The organism is Nocardia sp. NPDC058480, assembly GCF_042720495.1.
Lineage (GTDB): Bacteria > Actinomycetota > Actinomycetes > Mycobacteriales > Mycobacteriaceae > Nocardia.
The window spans coordinates 46,042-60,486 of sequence record NZ_JBHXMN010000019.1; the positions used below are offsets into that span (position 1 = coordinate 46,042).

The 14,445-nt window shown below is 68.2% G+C and carries 12 protein-coding genes; 6 read left to right on the plus strand and 6 right to left on the minus strand.

Annotated elements, in window-relative coordinates; translation table 11 throughout:
• Nucleotides 1–135 precede the first annotated feature (135 nt).
• The 3 genes from lspA to ACFWO8_RS29535 all read left to right on the plus strand — a co-directional run bounded on the left by lspA (nucleotide 136) and on the right by ACFWO8_RS29535 (nucleotide 2,499).
• A complete protein-coding gene (lspA, locus tag ACFWO8_RS29525; RefSeq protein ID WP_378969606.1) occupies nucleotides 136–753 on the plus strand; it encodes a signal peptidase II in 618 nt (205 codons plus the stop codon).
• On the plus strand, nucleotides 750–1,676 hold the full coding sequence (locus ACFWO8_RS29530) for an RluA family pseudouridine synthase (protein ID WP_378969611.1): 927 nt from the start codon (nucleotides 750–752) through the stop codon (nucleotides 1,674–1,676). Before lspA ends, ACFWO8_RS29530 begins: the two co-directional genes overlap by 4 nt.
• A gap of 124 nt (nucleotides 1,677–1,800) precedes the next feature.
• Entirely contained in the window at nucleotides 1,801–2,499 is a 699-nt protein-coding gene (locus ACFWO8_RS29535; protein WP_378969615.1) for a hypothetical protein, read from the plus strand.
• Nucleotides 2,500–2,561: 62 nt separating this feature from the next.
• On the opposite strand, the gene ACFWO8_RS29540 is transcribed toward ACFWO8_RS29535, so the two are convergent.
• Nucleotides 2,562–2,735, minus strand: a complete 174-nt coding sequence (locus ACFWO8_RS29540) for a hypothetical protein (RefSeq protein WP_378969620.1) — start codon at nucleotides 2,733–2,735, stop codon at nucleotides 2,562–2,564.
• 118 nt (nucleotides 2,736–2,853) lie between these two features.
• Nucleotides 2,854–5,277 (minus strand): HAD-IC family P-type ATPase, encoded by a 2,424-nt coding sequence (locus ACFWO8_RS29545; RefSeq protein WP_378969627.1) that lies wholly within the window; start codon nucleotides 5,275–5,277, stop codon nucleotides 2,854–2,856.
• A 34-nt stretch (nucleotides 5,278–5,311) separates the two neighbouring features.
• Between ACFWO8_RS29545 and rarD the strand changes: the two genes are divergently transcribed.
• Together rarD and ACFWO8_RS29555 are read left to right on the plus strand one after the other, a co-directional pair.
• Nucleotides 5,312–6,229, plus strand: coding sequence for an EamA family transporter RarD (gene rarD / locus ACFWO8_RS29550; protein WP_378969634.1), 918 nt, complete (start codon nucleotides 5,312–5,314; stop codon nucleotides 6,227–6,229).
• Nucleotides 6,230–6,326: 97 nt separating this feature from the next.
• On the plus strand, nucleotides 6,327–7,256 hold the full coding sequence (locus ACFWO8_RS29555; RefSeq protein WP_378969638.1) for an ADP-ribosylglycohydrolase family protein: 930 nt from the start codon (nucleotides 6,327–6,329) through the stop codon (nucleotides 7,254–7,256).
• A 252-nt stretch (nucleotides 7,257–7,508) separates the two neighbouring features.
• Here the strand turns inward: ACFWO8_RS29555 and ACFWO8_RS29560 are convergent, their stop codons facing one another.
• The 3 genes from ACFWO8_RS29560 to ACFWO8_RS29570 form a co-directional block, all read right to left on the minus strand.
• Nucleotides 7,509–10,751, minus strand: a complete 3,243-nt coding sequence (locus ACFWO8_RS29560; RefSeq protein ID WP_378969642.1) for an arabinosyltransferase domain-containing protein — start codon at nucleotides 10,749–10,751, stop codon at nucleotides 7,509–7,511.
• A gap of 105 nt (nucleotides 10,752–10,856) precedes the next feature.
• Nucleotides 10,857–11,354, minus strand: coding sequence for a hypothetical protein (locus ACFWO8_RS29565; RefSeq protein WP_378969647.1), 498 nt, complete (start codon nucleotides 11,352–11,354; stop codon nucleotides 10,857–10,859).
• Between the two features lie 59 nt (nucleotides 11,355–11,413).
• Nucleotides 11,414–12,712, minus strand: a complete 1,299-nt coding sequence (locus ACFWO8_RS29570; RefSeq protein ID WP_378969963.1) for a DNA polymerase IV — start codon at nucleotides 12,710–12,712, stop codon at nucleotides 11,414–11,416.
• Nucleotides 12,713–12,890: 178 nt separating this feature from the next.
• On the opposite strand from ACFWO8_RS29570, the gene ACFWO8_RS29575 reads away from it, so the two are divergent.
• Nucleotides 12,891–13,766, plus strand: a complete 876-nt coding sequence (locus ACFWO8_RS29575; RefSeq protein WP_378969654.1) for a UTP--glucose-1-phosphate uridylyltransferase — start codon at nucleotides 12,891–12,893, stop codon at nucleotides 13,764–13,766.
• An 83-nt stretch (nucleotides 13,767–13,849) separates the two neighbouring features.
• Here the strand turns inward: ACFWO8_RS29575 and ACFWO8_RS29580 are convergent, their stop codons facing one another.
• Complete coding sequence (locus ACFWO8_RS29580) at nucleotides 13,850–14,383, minus strand: TetR/AcrR family transcriptional regulator (RefSeq protein WP_378969658.1); 534 nt, start codon at nucleotides 14,381–14,383, stop codon at nucleotides 13,850–13,852.
• Nucleotides 14,384–14,445 lie beyond the last annotated feature (62 nt).

Sequence of the window (14,445 nt, forward strand, 5' to 3'; positions counted from 1 at the left end):
GGGCGCGCGATGCGGGGTAAGCGAGATCTAGACAACACCGTCACAGCCATCAGGGTACGACCGCTTCCTGAGTAACACCTGGGACTCCCCGGCACCGCGGCGAAGGCCAGATCACCACTAAGGAATGATGGACGCGTGAGTGAAGACCGGCCAACCGACAACGCTGCTGTCCCCGAGACCGGCGACGACTCAGCGGCACCGGCGGCCGCTGCCGCATCCGAGGCGGCCGAGACGGCGAAACCCGCTGGTCGCCGCCGTTTGCCGATGTTGCTGATCATCGCCGTCGTCCTGTTCGGGCTCGACCTGCTGACCAAGTGCCTCGCGGTCGCCCTGATCGACCCGGGCGAATCGGTACCGATCATCGGCGATTTCGCGCGGTTCACTCTGGTGCGCAACCCGGGCGCGGCGTTCTCGATGGCGACCGGCATGACCTGGCTGCTGACCCTGATCGCCGCCGCGGTGGTGATCGGGGTGATCCGGATCGGGCGCACCCTGCGTTCGCTGTGGTGGGCCATCGGCCTCGGCATGGTGCTCGGCGGGGCGCTGGGCAATCTGGTCGACCGGCTCTTCCGATACCCAGGCCCGCTGCAGGGCCATGTGGTCGACTTCGTCGCCATCGGCTGGTGGCCGGTCTTCAACGTCGCCGACTCGGCCATCGTGTGCGGGGCGATCCTGCTGGTCGCGCTCACCGTGTTCGGTTTCGAACCGGACGGCACCCGCAGCGGTCGCAAACACACCGAGGAGACCGTATGAGAGAAACCAGAACCATGCCCGTCCCCGATGGACTCGACGGGATGCGGGTGGACGCGGGACTCGCCCGCCTGCTCGGCCTCTCGCGGACCACGGTCGTGGCGCTGACCGAAGACGGTTCGGTGCAGATCGACGGGGTCGCCGCGGGTAAGTCCGACCGGCTCACCGCGGGCGCGTGGCTGGAAGTGATCTTCCCCGAACCCAAGCGCGAACTGACGGTCGAGGCCGCCCCGGTCGACGGGATGAACATCCTCTACGCCGACGACGACATCGTCGCCGTCGACAAGCCGATCGGCGTCGCCGCGCACTCCGGTGTCGGCTGGACCGGCCCGACCGTGGTCGGCGGCCTGGCGGCGATGGGTTATCGCATCTCCACTTCGGGCGCGCACGAACGCCAGGGCATCGTGCACCGGCTCGACGTCGGCACCTCCGGTGTGATGGTGGTGGCACAATCCGAACACGCTTACACGATGCTCAAGCGCGCCTTCAAGGAACGCACGGTCGACAAGCAATACCATGCACTCGTGCAGGGACACCCGGATCCGAGCAGCGGCACCATCGACGCGCCGATCGGGCGTGCGCGGGGCAATGCCTGGAAGTTCGCGGTGACCGGTGACGGCAGGCCGAGCGTCACCCATTACGACACCATCGAGGCGTTCCAGGCGGCCAGCCTGCTCGACGTCCACCTCGAGACCGGCCGCACGCACCAGATCCGGGTGCACTTCTCCGCGGTGCGCCATCCCTGCGCGGGTGACCTCACCTACGGCGCCGACCCGACGCTGGCCAAACGCCTCGGCCTGGAACGGCAGTGGCTGCACGCACGTCAGCTCGGCTTCCATCATCCCGCCGACGGTCGCTGGCTGGAGATCACCAGCGAGTACCCCGACGATCTGGCGGGCGCCTTGGACGTATTACGCAATGCCTGACGACCCGCGGTCGTCCGAACCGGCGCCGGATACGGCGCCGGACGACCGCGGGGAACCGCCCGCCGAGCAGGCGGGAGCATCGATGGACGACAGCGCGAGCGCATCCTCGGAGACACTCGGGAACATGCCCGCGGAGCCGGGATCGCAGGCCGACGACGCCGATGGCCGATTCTCCCGGCGCAATGCCGCCTTCTACGCGATCGCGGCCATCGGCGCGGTGATCCTGCTGGTTGTCGCCTACCGCGAACCGGCGCCCACGTCGGCGGTGGCGACCGATCGGCTGGGGCCCGCACCCGGCGAACAGGTTCAGCAATACCTCGGCGACGCGCGGGCCTCCCTCGTCGGTGCCGGCACCGACCCGCACTGGGCGCTGGTGTCGTTCGCCGAATACCTGACGCCCCAACAGATTCCGGCCGTGGCCGATGGGTTGCGGGTTTCCGGGGTGATCCAGCACGTGCCCGTCGAGCGGGTGCAGACACCGGTGATCACGGTCGCCACTCCTGGCGGCGACGAGCCTGCGGTGAACTCCGGCGACGCGGCCGCGGGCTTGGTGGCGGCACAGCAGTTCCGCGATCAGCGCAGCGCCGAGATCGCCCATCTCACCGAGACCCGCCTGCGGGCAGGCTGCGCGTGCACGGCCGGCATCGTCGTGCGCGGCACGCTCCCCCAATTACGTGACCTCGCAACACAATCCGGCGTCAGGGCGGTGCAGGCACTGCCTGCCGACGCCGTCGCGGGCCGGTTCGCGGTGAGCCCGTTACTGCCGGGCAGCACCGACACCGTCACCCCGAACCCCGACGACGGCCCGGTTCCGACCGAGTAGCACTGCGGCCCAGTCGACGACGGCCCTTGCATCGCGACGGTATTCGCCGATGCGGGAGCCGCCTACGGCCGATCGGTGGCGCGGCGCGTATCGGCCAGTCCCCACAGCGCGCGTGCCCGGTCCACGTCGCCGGCTTGGTCGTAGGCACCTGCCATCAATTCGAGCGCACCGGCATCGAGCCGGTCGAGCTGCACGATGAGGTCGGAAAACAGGTCGTCGAGTTCGTCGGGGGTCACCGGGTGGTCCCGAGACGATCCGACAGGGTTACCTCCATAACCGGCAAAGGTACTCCAACACCGAATGCCGGTCCCGCACAAGGGTTCTCGAAATGATTACGGTCGGGTCAGTGATTCCTCACGCTCCCTGCGCACCGACCGGGGGAAAGAACTTGCCCGCGCCGCCGGAGCGCCGCGCCTGCACCCACCACGCCAACTCGACCAGCACGATGCCGATCACACCGCACACCACCGCGGCCAGTGTCAGGCGCGGGTTGGACGGGTCGAGTTTGAAGAACTCGCGGGTGAACGGGATCGTGAACAGCGCGATGTAGGCCAGCACCGATACCGCGATCAGCACCACCTTCCACCACACATACGGCCGCGCGACCAGCACGAGCACCCACACCGCGATCATGATCAGCGTGATCAGCGCGGTGGTGCCCGCCTGCACCTTCTGCGTTTCCGAGGCTTCCGGTCCGGCGTAGGCGATGAGGTAGGACACGAACGTCGCGACGCCGATCACCACACCCGACGGCACGGCCAGGCGCATCACCCGGCCGACGAAGCCGGTGCGGGCACGCTCGTTGTTGGGCGCCAGCGAGAGCACGAACGCGGGGATGCCGATGGTGAACCAGGCCGCGATGGTGACGTGGCGTGGCAGGAACGGATAGCCGATGGGGTCGTAGCCGAAGATCTGCGAACCGACGCCGGCGATACCGACGAGGAACGCCAGCAGCACCGAGTACACGGTCTTGGTGAGGAACAGGTTCGAGACGCGTTCGATATTGCCGATCACCCGGCGCCCCTCCCCCACCACATACGGCAGGGTCGCGAACTTGTTGTCCAGCAACACGATCTGCGCCACCGCGCGGGTCGCCGGGCTACCGGCGCCCATCGCCACACCGATATCGGCATCCTTGAGCGCCAGCACGTCGTTGACACCGTCACCGGTCATGGCGACGGTGTGCCCGCGCGACTGCAAGGCGCCGACCATGGCGCGCTTCTGGTCGGGCCGGACACGGCCGAAGGTGGTTTCGTGATCGAGGACGTCGGCGAGGGCGGCCGGATCGTCGGGCAGGGTGCGCGCGTCGACGGCGTGGTCACCACCGGGCAGGTCGAGCGAGGAGGCGACCGCACCGACGGACACGGCATTGTCGCCGGAGATCACCTTGATCGAGACCTGCTGGCTCGCAAAGTATTCCAGGGTTTCCTTGGCATCGGGACGCACCTTCTGCTCGAGCACCACCAGCGCGGCGGGCTCGACCCGGCCCGGCGCGTCGTCAGCGTCGACCGGACGGTCGCTCCGTGCCAGCAGCAGCACCCGCAGACCCGACGAGCCGAGCTGTTCGGCGTGGGCGGCATCGGCGGAGGCGGGATCGAGCAGCACGTCGGCGGCGCCGAGCAGCCAATCACCGTGGGCGCCATAGGAAATGCCGCTCCACTTCTTGGCCGAGGAGAACGGCGCGATGGCGGTCTGCGACCAGCCGGGCGAGTCGGGCAGCGCTTCGGCGATGGCCTGAACACTGGCATTGGGGCGCGGGTCGTCGCTCGCGAGCGCCGCCAGCGCGGCCTGCACCTGCGCCTCGTCGAACGCGCCGAGCGGTTCGACCTGCGCCAGGCGCATGCCGTTCTCGGTGAGGGTGCCGGTCTTGTCGGCGCACACCACGTCGACGCGGGCCAGGCCCTCGATCGCGGGCAGTTCCTGCACCAGGCACTGACGTTGACCCAGGCGAACCACACCGACCGCGAAGGCGATCGAGGTCATCAGCACCAGGCCCTCGGGGACCATCGGCACCAGCGCGGCCACCATCCCGGTCACGGCGGGACGCCACGATTCCCCGCTGGAGACCAGCTGGTTGTAGATGCTGAGCAGACCGGCCGGGATGAGCAGGTAGGTGATGAATTTCAGGATCTTGTCGATGCCCGAACGCAATTCGGAGTGCACCAGCGTGAACTTGCTGGCTTCCTCGGCCAGTTTCGCGGCGTAGGCGTCCTTGCCGACCTTGGTCGCGCGGTACGCGCCCGAACCCGACACCACGAAGCTGCCCGACATCACCGGCGCGCCGACGCCCTTGTCGATCGGGTCGGCCTCACCGGTCAGCAGCGACTCGTCGATCTCGAGCGCGGCGGCCTCTTCGACCTCGCCGTCGACCACGATCTGGTCGCCGGGGCCGAGCTCGATCAGATCATCGAGGACCACCTCGCCGGGCGCGATCTGCTCGGCGACGCCGTCGCGGCGCACCGTCGGCTTGGCCTGGCTGACGATCGCCAGCTCGTCCAGGGTTCGCTTGGCCCTGACCTCCTGGATGATGCCGACCGCGCTGTTGGCCACGATGAGCAGACCGAACATGCCGTCGATGATCGAGCCGGTCGAGAGCACCAGCAGGAACAGCACGCCGAGAATGGCATTGATGCGGGTGAGGACATTCGCGCGGACGATCTCGCCGACCGAACGACTCGCCCTGGCCGGGACGTCGTTGGTGCGCCCGTCGCGGCGGCGCTCATCGACCTGTGCTGTGGTGAGCCCGGCGGCCGCGGGTTCCTGCACGGATAGGGACATGCTCGAAAGATTAGCCGGTCGTATCATGGGATGAATGCAGCGCAGCTCATCCCCGCCCGGTGTCGTTTTCGGTGCGGGGGCCTACCTCATCTGGGGTTCGTTCGCCGCCTTCTTCGGGCTGCTGTCGTTCGCCTCGCCGGTCGAAGTGGTGGCGCAGCGGATCGTCTGGACGCTGGTGGTGGTCTTGCTCGTGCTCACGCTGACCGGGCGGCTGGGCAGCCTGGGTGGGATCGACGCCAGGACCTGGCGAATGGCTGCCGCCGCCTCGGCGGCGTTGTCGCTGAACTGGGGTGTGTACGTCTTCGGCGTCACCACCGGGCACATCGTGGAATGCGCGCTCGGCTACTTCATCAATCCGCTGGTCACCGTCGCCATCGGGGTGTTGCTGTTCCGGGAGCGGCTCACCAGGGCGCAGTGGGTGGCGCTGGGGTTGGGTGCGCTGGCGGTGGTGGTGTTGACCGTCGATTACGGCAGGCCGCCGGTGATCGCGTTGATCCTGGCCGGCTCGTTCGCCACCTACGGACTGGTGAAGAAGGTGATCCGGCTCGACGCGCTCCCCGGCATCGCGGCCGAAGGCATAGTGGCCGTGCCGTTCGCGCTGGCGTTCCTGATCGTCTTGATGGCCACCGGCCGTAGTGAAATGACCTCCAGCCCCGCCCATTTCGGTCTCATGCTCGCCACCGGGCCGGTCACCCTGCTGCCGCTGCTGCTGTTCGCAGTGGCGGCCAAGCGGGTCCCGCTCTCGACCATGGGCATCCTGCAATACCTCACCCCGGCCCTGCAGATGGCCTGGGGAGTGGCGGTCATGCACGAACCCATGCCCGCGTCGCGCTGGGCCGGATTCGCCCTGATCTGGACGGCGCTGGCGGTGTTCACCACCGACGCCCTGCTGCGGGGTCGCCGCAACCGGCAGCTCTCGGTGGCCGAGGCAACGGACGCGACCACGCATTAGCTCGATTCGGTGTCACCCCGGCGCGACTCGCCGGTGGATCACATGCCGACCGGTAGGCTCGCTAATCGGACAATCGGCTAGTGGGCACCCGAGAGAGGTGGGTTCTGTGCACGATGCGGGGTTCTCGGATCGGGTCGCCGGCGTGCTGGTGGGAACCGCGGCCGGTGATGCGCTGGGGGCAGGCTACGAATTCACACATCCGGGGCCGGACACGGTGATCGACATGATCGGCGGCGGGGTATTCAACTGGGCGCCGGGTGAGTGGACCGACGATACGTCGATGGCCGTGGCCGTAGCGGTAGCCGCTGCCAACGGGCCGGGGATCGATCTCGACGCGGTCGCGGCGGGGTTCGTCTCCTGGTACGACTCGAAGCCGCCCGACATCGGGAATCAGACTCGAACTGTGTTGTCTGCCAGGCCTTCCTCCGCGCTGGACATGCAAACCGTGGCGATGTCGATGACCGGACGAACCGGGGGCAACGGGTCGCTGATGCGCACCGCGCCGGTCGCGTTGGCCTATCTCGACGACGCCGCGGAATGCGTGGCGGCGGCGGGCCGGGTCGGACTGCTCACGCACTACGACGAGAACGCCGTCGAGGCGTGCAAGATGTGGACCTACGCGATCCGGCATGCCGTGCTGAACGCCGATTTCCACGGGGTTCGCGAATATGTCAGCGGCTCACCACAATCCGCGTACTGGACCGAACGTCTCGACGAAGCGGAGAAGGGCACGCCCGCCGACTTCCCGAACAACGGCTGGGTGGTGCACGCCCTTCAGACCGCGTGGTGGGCGATCACCACCACCGATCCCACTACGCCCGAACAGCTTCCGCTCGCCTTGGAGGCGTGCGTGCGCGCGGGAAACGACACCGACACCACCGCGGCCATCGCGGGCGGACTGCTCGGCGCCCGCTGGGGTGCCTCGGCCGTGCCTGCCCGCTGGCGCGCCATCCTCCACGGCTACCCCGGACTCACCGGCGCCGATCTCCCGGACCTAGCCCTGCGTATCGCCACCAACTCCCGGTAGCAGCCCGCGAACGCTTCGACGACAACCGGACAGGCACGCTGCCCGGATGGGTTTACTCTCCCCGACCGACTCGAGCCACCATAGATGCGCGACGGCATCGCGCCGATGTGCCGCCGCCTCGGAGCCGCCACAGTCGGGCATGGAGGCCCGTCTCGCTTTACGTTCCCGCATAGGGCGCGGAGCGGGAACGTCGGTGGCTGAACCGGCCGAGTGCCGACGCCACAGGGGTAACCTCGACACTCGACCGGCGAACTACCAAGCGGTGATGATGGGGCCGGGAGTCCATGTGCCCCAGCGGTTGTCGGAGTTGATATCCACCTTCGCGGGGGTGGCGGTGGTGTCGAGGGGGAGGTATTGCTCGAGGGAGCCCCAGTCCCGGTCCCAGTCGTTGTTCAGGTACGTCGGCAGGGTGCGGGCGGTGAACAGGAGCTGGGTCCAGCCGAGTGGGCCGCCGCCGTCGTGGCCCTGCCAGAGGTTGGTGATGGTGGCGCCGTTGCGGTCGGGCAGGATGCGGTATTCGGGGAGCTCGGCGATGCCGTTGTAGGTCGGCATCTGGTTCTGGCACGGGAAGTGCAGTCCCACAGCCCAATCCAGCAGGACCGGGGCGGTGCGGCCGACGAGTGCGCTGAGCGTGGTGGTCTGCGGCATGCGCGGCGGGGTGACCGCGAGCCACTGGTCGGGGCCGAGATCCTTGTCGGCGGCGACCAAGCGGACAACGCTCGTATCGGAGGGCAGCTGGTCCATCGGGATACGCAGATTGCGCCACATCGGCGCCGGGCCGATATCGGTCGGAGCGATCTGGCCCGCCACGGTGACGGTGCCGTCAGCCGCGGCGGTGCCGTACTCGATGGCCAGCTCCTGGCCGGGGTGGACGATACCGTCGGCGTCGACCGAGCGGATCCGGCCTGCCACCGACATCGCGAGCAGCGGGCCGCGCGGGCCGTCCGGTAGGCGGAACCAGCCCGTTGTCAGCGCGGCGGGTTCCTGGGCGCCGGAGCGGTAGCTACCGAGGACGGGGGTGGTCACGGGGTCGAGTCCGAACGGCAGTTGCAACGAGCCCTGCCGCGATTCCGAGCCGGCCGAGGTCGAGGCGTCCCGCAGTTCGTCGGGATCGTCGGACACCGAATTCGCTTGGCCGGTGGTCGATTCCACCTCGTCGGAGGTGAGCACCGGCGCGACGCCGTCGGCCCGGAAGCCGGTCGACTCGGTGCCGTTCATCGTGGTGATCATGTCGCCGGACAGCGGCGCGAGCATCGAGGCGTTCGGATCGGTTTCGACGAGCACCTCGTCGGCCATGCCACACCCACCGGCGAAAGCAGCGGAGAGATTGGAGCCGGCAAGGGAGTACGCGGGGTACTGGGCGACGGTGGCCTTGGCGAAGGACGCCACTTCGAACAGCACCATCATCGCGGCCGCGATGGCCAGGATGGGCAACCCGGCCACACGCCCCACCTTGGCCTTCGGGTTGAGGTTCGGGTGAATGTGGAACCACGCGGCCACGGCGAGCGCCAACACGGTCAGGCCGACGAACAAGGTCGAGACGCCGTAGCCCGCCACGGTCGGCGGCTTGTCCCACCAGGGGATTCCCCACGAGGAGACGTACCAGTACCCGTTGGCACCGACCCAGGTCATAGCGAGGGCGAAGAAGACACCCGCGGCGAACAGCGCGCGATTGCGCATCGGCCGCAGGACTTCCGAGCTCACCGCGACCGCGGTCACCGCGGCGACACAGGTGGCAAGGCCCGCGAACACACCGAACTGGTGGGTCCACTTGGTGGGCGAGAACATCATCAGCACCATGGCGGCGAGAGTGATGCCGAGCATCCGCCGGACCGGACCGACCGCGGTGCCGGGGATATGGCCGCCGCGGCGCAACATGATCGCAGTGCAGACGATCAGGCCGATCAGCATCGCGAAGACACCGAACCGCCTGGTCAGCCAGCCGTCGGCGTTGAGTTGCAGCAGGTACTGGTAGCGCAGGAATTCGAAGAACCAGGACTCACCCGGCCCGATCACGTTGTGCACGGCGAACATCTCCCGCACACCGGCGAAGGTCCGGTCCGCGAAGACGACAGTGAGCACCACCGTGCCCGCAGCCAGGATCGGCAGCAACTGCGCCAGGTAGCCCACCGACTTCGACCGCGCCACGATCATCGCGGTGACCACACGCGCACCGGCCACCAGCGCACCGAGGCAGATCAGGCCCGACGGTGCGCCGGTGAGGGTGAACGCGGCCACGATCACCGCGACGGCGAACGGCACGAGCCGCCGGGTCGCGATCGCTCGTTCGACCGACACCCAGGTGACCAGAACACCCAGCGCGACAACGAATTCCGCACGCAGACCGTTGTTGTAGGGCAGCCAGAAGGCCAGGAAGACGAAGGCAGCGGTCCAGGTGGCCACGCGTTCGCGGCGCAGTGCCACGCCGAGGCGGGGTAGCACCTCACGGCTGATCAACCACCAGGTGAGCACCCCAGCGCCGAGAGCGGGCAGCCGGACCAGCGGGCTGACCGCGGAGATGTGGGTGAGCCAGCCGATGATGTCGACGTAGGGGGTGTAGAACGGGCCCTCGTCGACGCTGAACCAGCGGTAGTAGTTGGACATGTTGCCCGAGCTGCTCGCACCCCTCGCCATGCCGAGGATGTAGCCGTCGTCGGAGGTGTTGGCGCCGATGAAATGCCAGACGAGCAGGACCGAGAACACCAGCCAGTCGACGGGACGCAGCCGCCACCAGCGTTGCGGCAGGAATCGGCGCGCGGAGCGGCCGTCGAGGGCGTCGAGACGGTGCAGGGCGAACAGCGACACCGCCGTCGCCAGCAGGCACAGCACGATCGCGGCCAGTTTGAGCCAGGTCGGCGAGGACGTGTAGCGGGCGTCGACGTCGACGCGCACCGCGAGGTCCGCGGGGGCGGCACCGGTCAGCTCACTGAACACGCCGACGACCTGCGGACGCAGATCAGCGGCCACCGCGGCGCCGGACGCGGTGAGACCTGTTGTGGTGACCGAGGATTGCTGCGGCGTGATCGCGATCGTCAGCGCGCAGGAGCGGTCGAGCACCTCGGCCAGCGGCGCCGTCCACACCAGGGTCGAGCGCGAGACCACGTCCACCCGGCCGGGTCGTTCGGCGGTATCGGCGACCACCTTGACGACGAAGCCGTACTTCTCCATGTCGGCCGACTGACGCGGCACGGTGGAGACAGCGACACCGCCGGTCGCGGCAAGGGAACTCAACGCGGCGCACGGCACCGTCGCCGACAGGGCGGCGGGCGCGTAGGCGATGAGCGGCGATTCGACCGCGGCGGGCGATCCCTGCTGGGGCCAGGACACCGTCGCGGCGTCGACCCGGACGGGCAGGAACGGGATCACCGCGGCACTGAGAATGCCGATCAGTCCCGCGACGATCGCGACGATGCGCGCCCACCCCGCGCGATCACGTCGCGTCGGCTCCGAAACACCCTTGGGCGGATGCCCCTGCCGCACGATCGTCTCTACCACGGGGCCCGATAGTAGCCGCGCCACCGACAGCAGGCGAAACACCATCGCGACTCGCACGCGAAAGCCCCGTCCGGAAACGTCCGAACGGGGCTGAAGCGAGGAAGATCAGGGGCAGGCGACCGAGGTCTGACCCAGGTTGGTCATCATGCCGCAGGCCCACGACTTCTGGACCTTCCACTTGCCGTCCTCGGCCACGAACGGCACGTCGACGACATTGGTCTGACCGTTGACCGTGAAGTTGGCCTTCGCGTTGACACTGTCACCGAAGGAGGTCACCTCGGTGACCTGCACCACGACATTGGCGTCCGAGGCGGCCTGGGCCAAGCGGTTCGGCAGCTCGGGATCGGCCTCGCCGCCCTGCACGAAGTCCAGCTTCTGATCATTGGGGACCGACGGATCCAGCGCGGTGGTGAGCTGGGCGTTGAGCTGCTCCACAGTCGGCACGGGAGGCAGGTCCGCGGCCGCCGAAGTCTCAGCCTTGGCGCTGGTGGTGGTTTTGGCGGCGGGCTTGTCACCCTTGTCGTCGCTGCACGCGCTCAGGCCGAGGGCGGCGACCACGGCCAGTCCGGCGATCGCTACACGTCCGGTCGTACGAAGCTTCAACTGCTCGTCCTTTGCGTTCGAGGTGGGAGTGGTTCCATCGCGGTAGTCGAGGCTACTCCTCAGGCGAGACTGTCGAGCGGATCGGCCCGTGTCAGCCCCGTGTCGTCGGCTGGAAAGGTACGCGCCGCACCGGGACCTGTCGAGCTGGTCTCGAAACGCACGGTCACCACGCCGTAACCCGCACCCTGCACCCAGCCGTGCCCGAAGTCCGGATGACTCACATCCATACCCGGAAACCACAGGCCCGCAGGCATACTCGGCTGTTCCGCCGGCGGGGGCGCGGTGTCGGCGACAGTGCCGAGATCGTCGGGCACCGCCTGATCCAGTTCGGGGAACAGCGATTCCTGGCGTACCAGCGACAAACCGCCGTAACCGACACCGACGAGGCGGATCGGGCCGAGCTCGGCCGGATCGATCGCGGAGCGTTGCGCGGCCGCGGCCAGGGTGGTCAGGTCGGCGGTGGCGTAGGGCAGGGTGAACGACCTGGTCACGATGCCCATATCCGACTTCCTGAGCTTGAGGACCACGGTGCGGGCGGCGCGGCCGTCGCGTTCGAGCCTGCGATGCGCCGAGGCTGCCATCGCGGTGACGGCGGCGCGCAAGTCGGTCATGGTGACGATGTCGCGTTCGTAGGTGTTCTCGGCGCTGATCTGCTTGGCCTCGGCGCGCTCGGTGACCGGGCGGTCGTCGATCCCACGCGCGAGCCGGTGCAGTGCGGCGCCCATGCTGCCACCGAGGGTCGAGACGGCCTCCGACTCCGGCAGTGCGGCGAACGCGCCGACCGTCTCGATGCCGAGGCTGCGCAGCCTCGCCTCGGCCACCGGACCGATCCCCCACAGTTTGCGCACCGGCAGCGCGGCGAGCAGCTCGCCCTGTTCCGACGGTGAAATGACCCGCATACCATCGGGTTTGGCGAGGCCGGAGCCGATTTTGGCGAGTTGTTTCCCGGTCGCCGCGCCGATCGAGGCCGTGAGCCCGGTCTGCGCTCGAACGAGAGCGCGCAGCATCGCGCAATAGTCCTCGACCGAGGCGACACTCGCGCCCGCCAACTCGGCCGGTTCGGCGAAGGCCTCGTCGAATGACAGCGTCTCGAGCACCGGAACACAGCTGCGCAACGCGTCGAACACCTGCGCGCTCAGTACCGAGTACAGCGCGCCGCGCGGCGGCACCACCACCGCCGATACACCGATCAGGCGCCGGGCCTGATGCATCGGCATCGCCGAGCGCGCGCCGTAGACCCGAGCCTCGTAGCTGGCCCCCGCGACGACACCGCGCTGGGTCGCCCCACCGACGAGAACCGGGCGGCCACGCAATGTGGGTCTGGTCAATTGTTCGACCGAGGCGAAGAACGCGTCCATATCGATGTGCAGCACCCAGCGACGGGCGGTGACCGCCGCATCGGGCCTGGCCGGGGCCACGGCGGCAGGAGTGTGAGTGCTCACGAGGCGCAATCTACGCCGGTCCACCGACAATTCCTCGAGCCCGTTGCCAGCCGTCGCACACCGATGACACAGCCGAATATGTGATGATCGGGGGATGAAGATCCGCAAGGCTGTCATTCCGGCGGCGGGAATCGGCTCCCGGCTGCTTCCGCTGACCAAGGCGACGCCGAAGGAGATGCTGCCGGTCGGGGACAAACCGGTCATCGAGCACACGGTGCGTGAACTGGTCGCCTCCGGGATCACCGACATCACCATCGTCGTGAGCAGCGGCAAGTCGCTCATCCAGGATCACTTCCGGCCGAATCCGGCGCTGGTCGCACAGCTACGCGCCGACGGCAAGTCCGCCTACGCCGATGCGGTGGAGGAGGTGGGCGAGCTCTCCCGCGAGGGCCACATCACCTACCTCGACCAGCACGGCCCGTACGGCAACGGCACGCCGGTGCTCAACGCGGCGCGCCACCTCGGCGACGAACCGATGCTGGTGCTGTGGCCCGACGATGTGTTCGTCGCCGAAGTACCGCGCGCCCAGCAGCTGATCACCGCCTACGAATCCACCGGGTGCCCGGTGTTGGCGCTGCTGCCGATGTCGCCGGGTGAATCGCAGCGCTACGGCGTGCCGGTGGTGCGCGAGGACCTCGACGACGGATTGCTTCGCATCTCCGGCCTGATGGAGAAGCCCAAGCCCGAAGACGCGCCGTCGGCCTACGCGGCGATCGGTGGGTATGTCGTGACACCGGGCATCATCGACGAACTGCGCACCCAGACCGAGAAGTGGTACACCCACCAGACCGGCGAGGTGTATCTGACCGATGCGATCAACAATTACGCCGCCGAGCACGCGGTGTACGGCCAGGTCATCCAGGGCCGCTGGTACGACACCGGCAACCCGGCCGACTACCTGGTAGCCCAGTTCGCCTCGGCCCTGGCCCATCCCGAATACGGCCCGCTGTTGCGTCAACTGGTGGACTGAAAGCTCTTTTCGCGGCCCGCCCTATTTCTGGACTGACCAGAGGGTCACGAATTTCAGCACCCTTCCAGCATGTTCGAGAACGCTCAGGCGATGAGGGTCAATGCCGCACGAATACCGGCGCGCACCGTGTCGTTGTCGCCGACGCCGCCGCTGATGGTGACGCCGTCGCGGGTGAGGAGTAGGGCGCGAGCCGCGTCATCGGGCGCGGCATGGCCGCCCGCGCGGAGGTGTTCGGCCATCAGTTCGCGGAACCAAGTGCGGTAGTCGTCGACCACCCGGCGCACCGGGTGTTCCGGGTCGGGGAATTCGACGGCGGCATTGAGGAAGGGGCAGCCGCGGAAGCCGGGGCCGCAGCTGATGTCACTGAGCGTGTCGAAGATGGTGGTGATGGTGGCGAAGCCTTCGCCTGGCACCGATTCCAGCGCGCCGCGCTGGCGTGCGTACTCGCGCTGCAAATAGGCGACCACCAGGTCTTCTTTGGTCTTGAAGTGCCGGTAGAACGTGGCCTTGGCGATGCCGGCCTCGGCGATGATCCGGTCGATACCGACCGTGTGGACCCCCTCGGCATAGAACAACCGGGTTGCCGTGTCGAGCAGACGTTCACGAGCCGCACTCATGGCCTGACCTGTGTCCTTTCCGGGAATCAGCGCTTCCCCTTGACGATATCAGACAGGTCTGT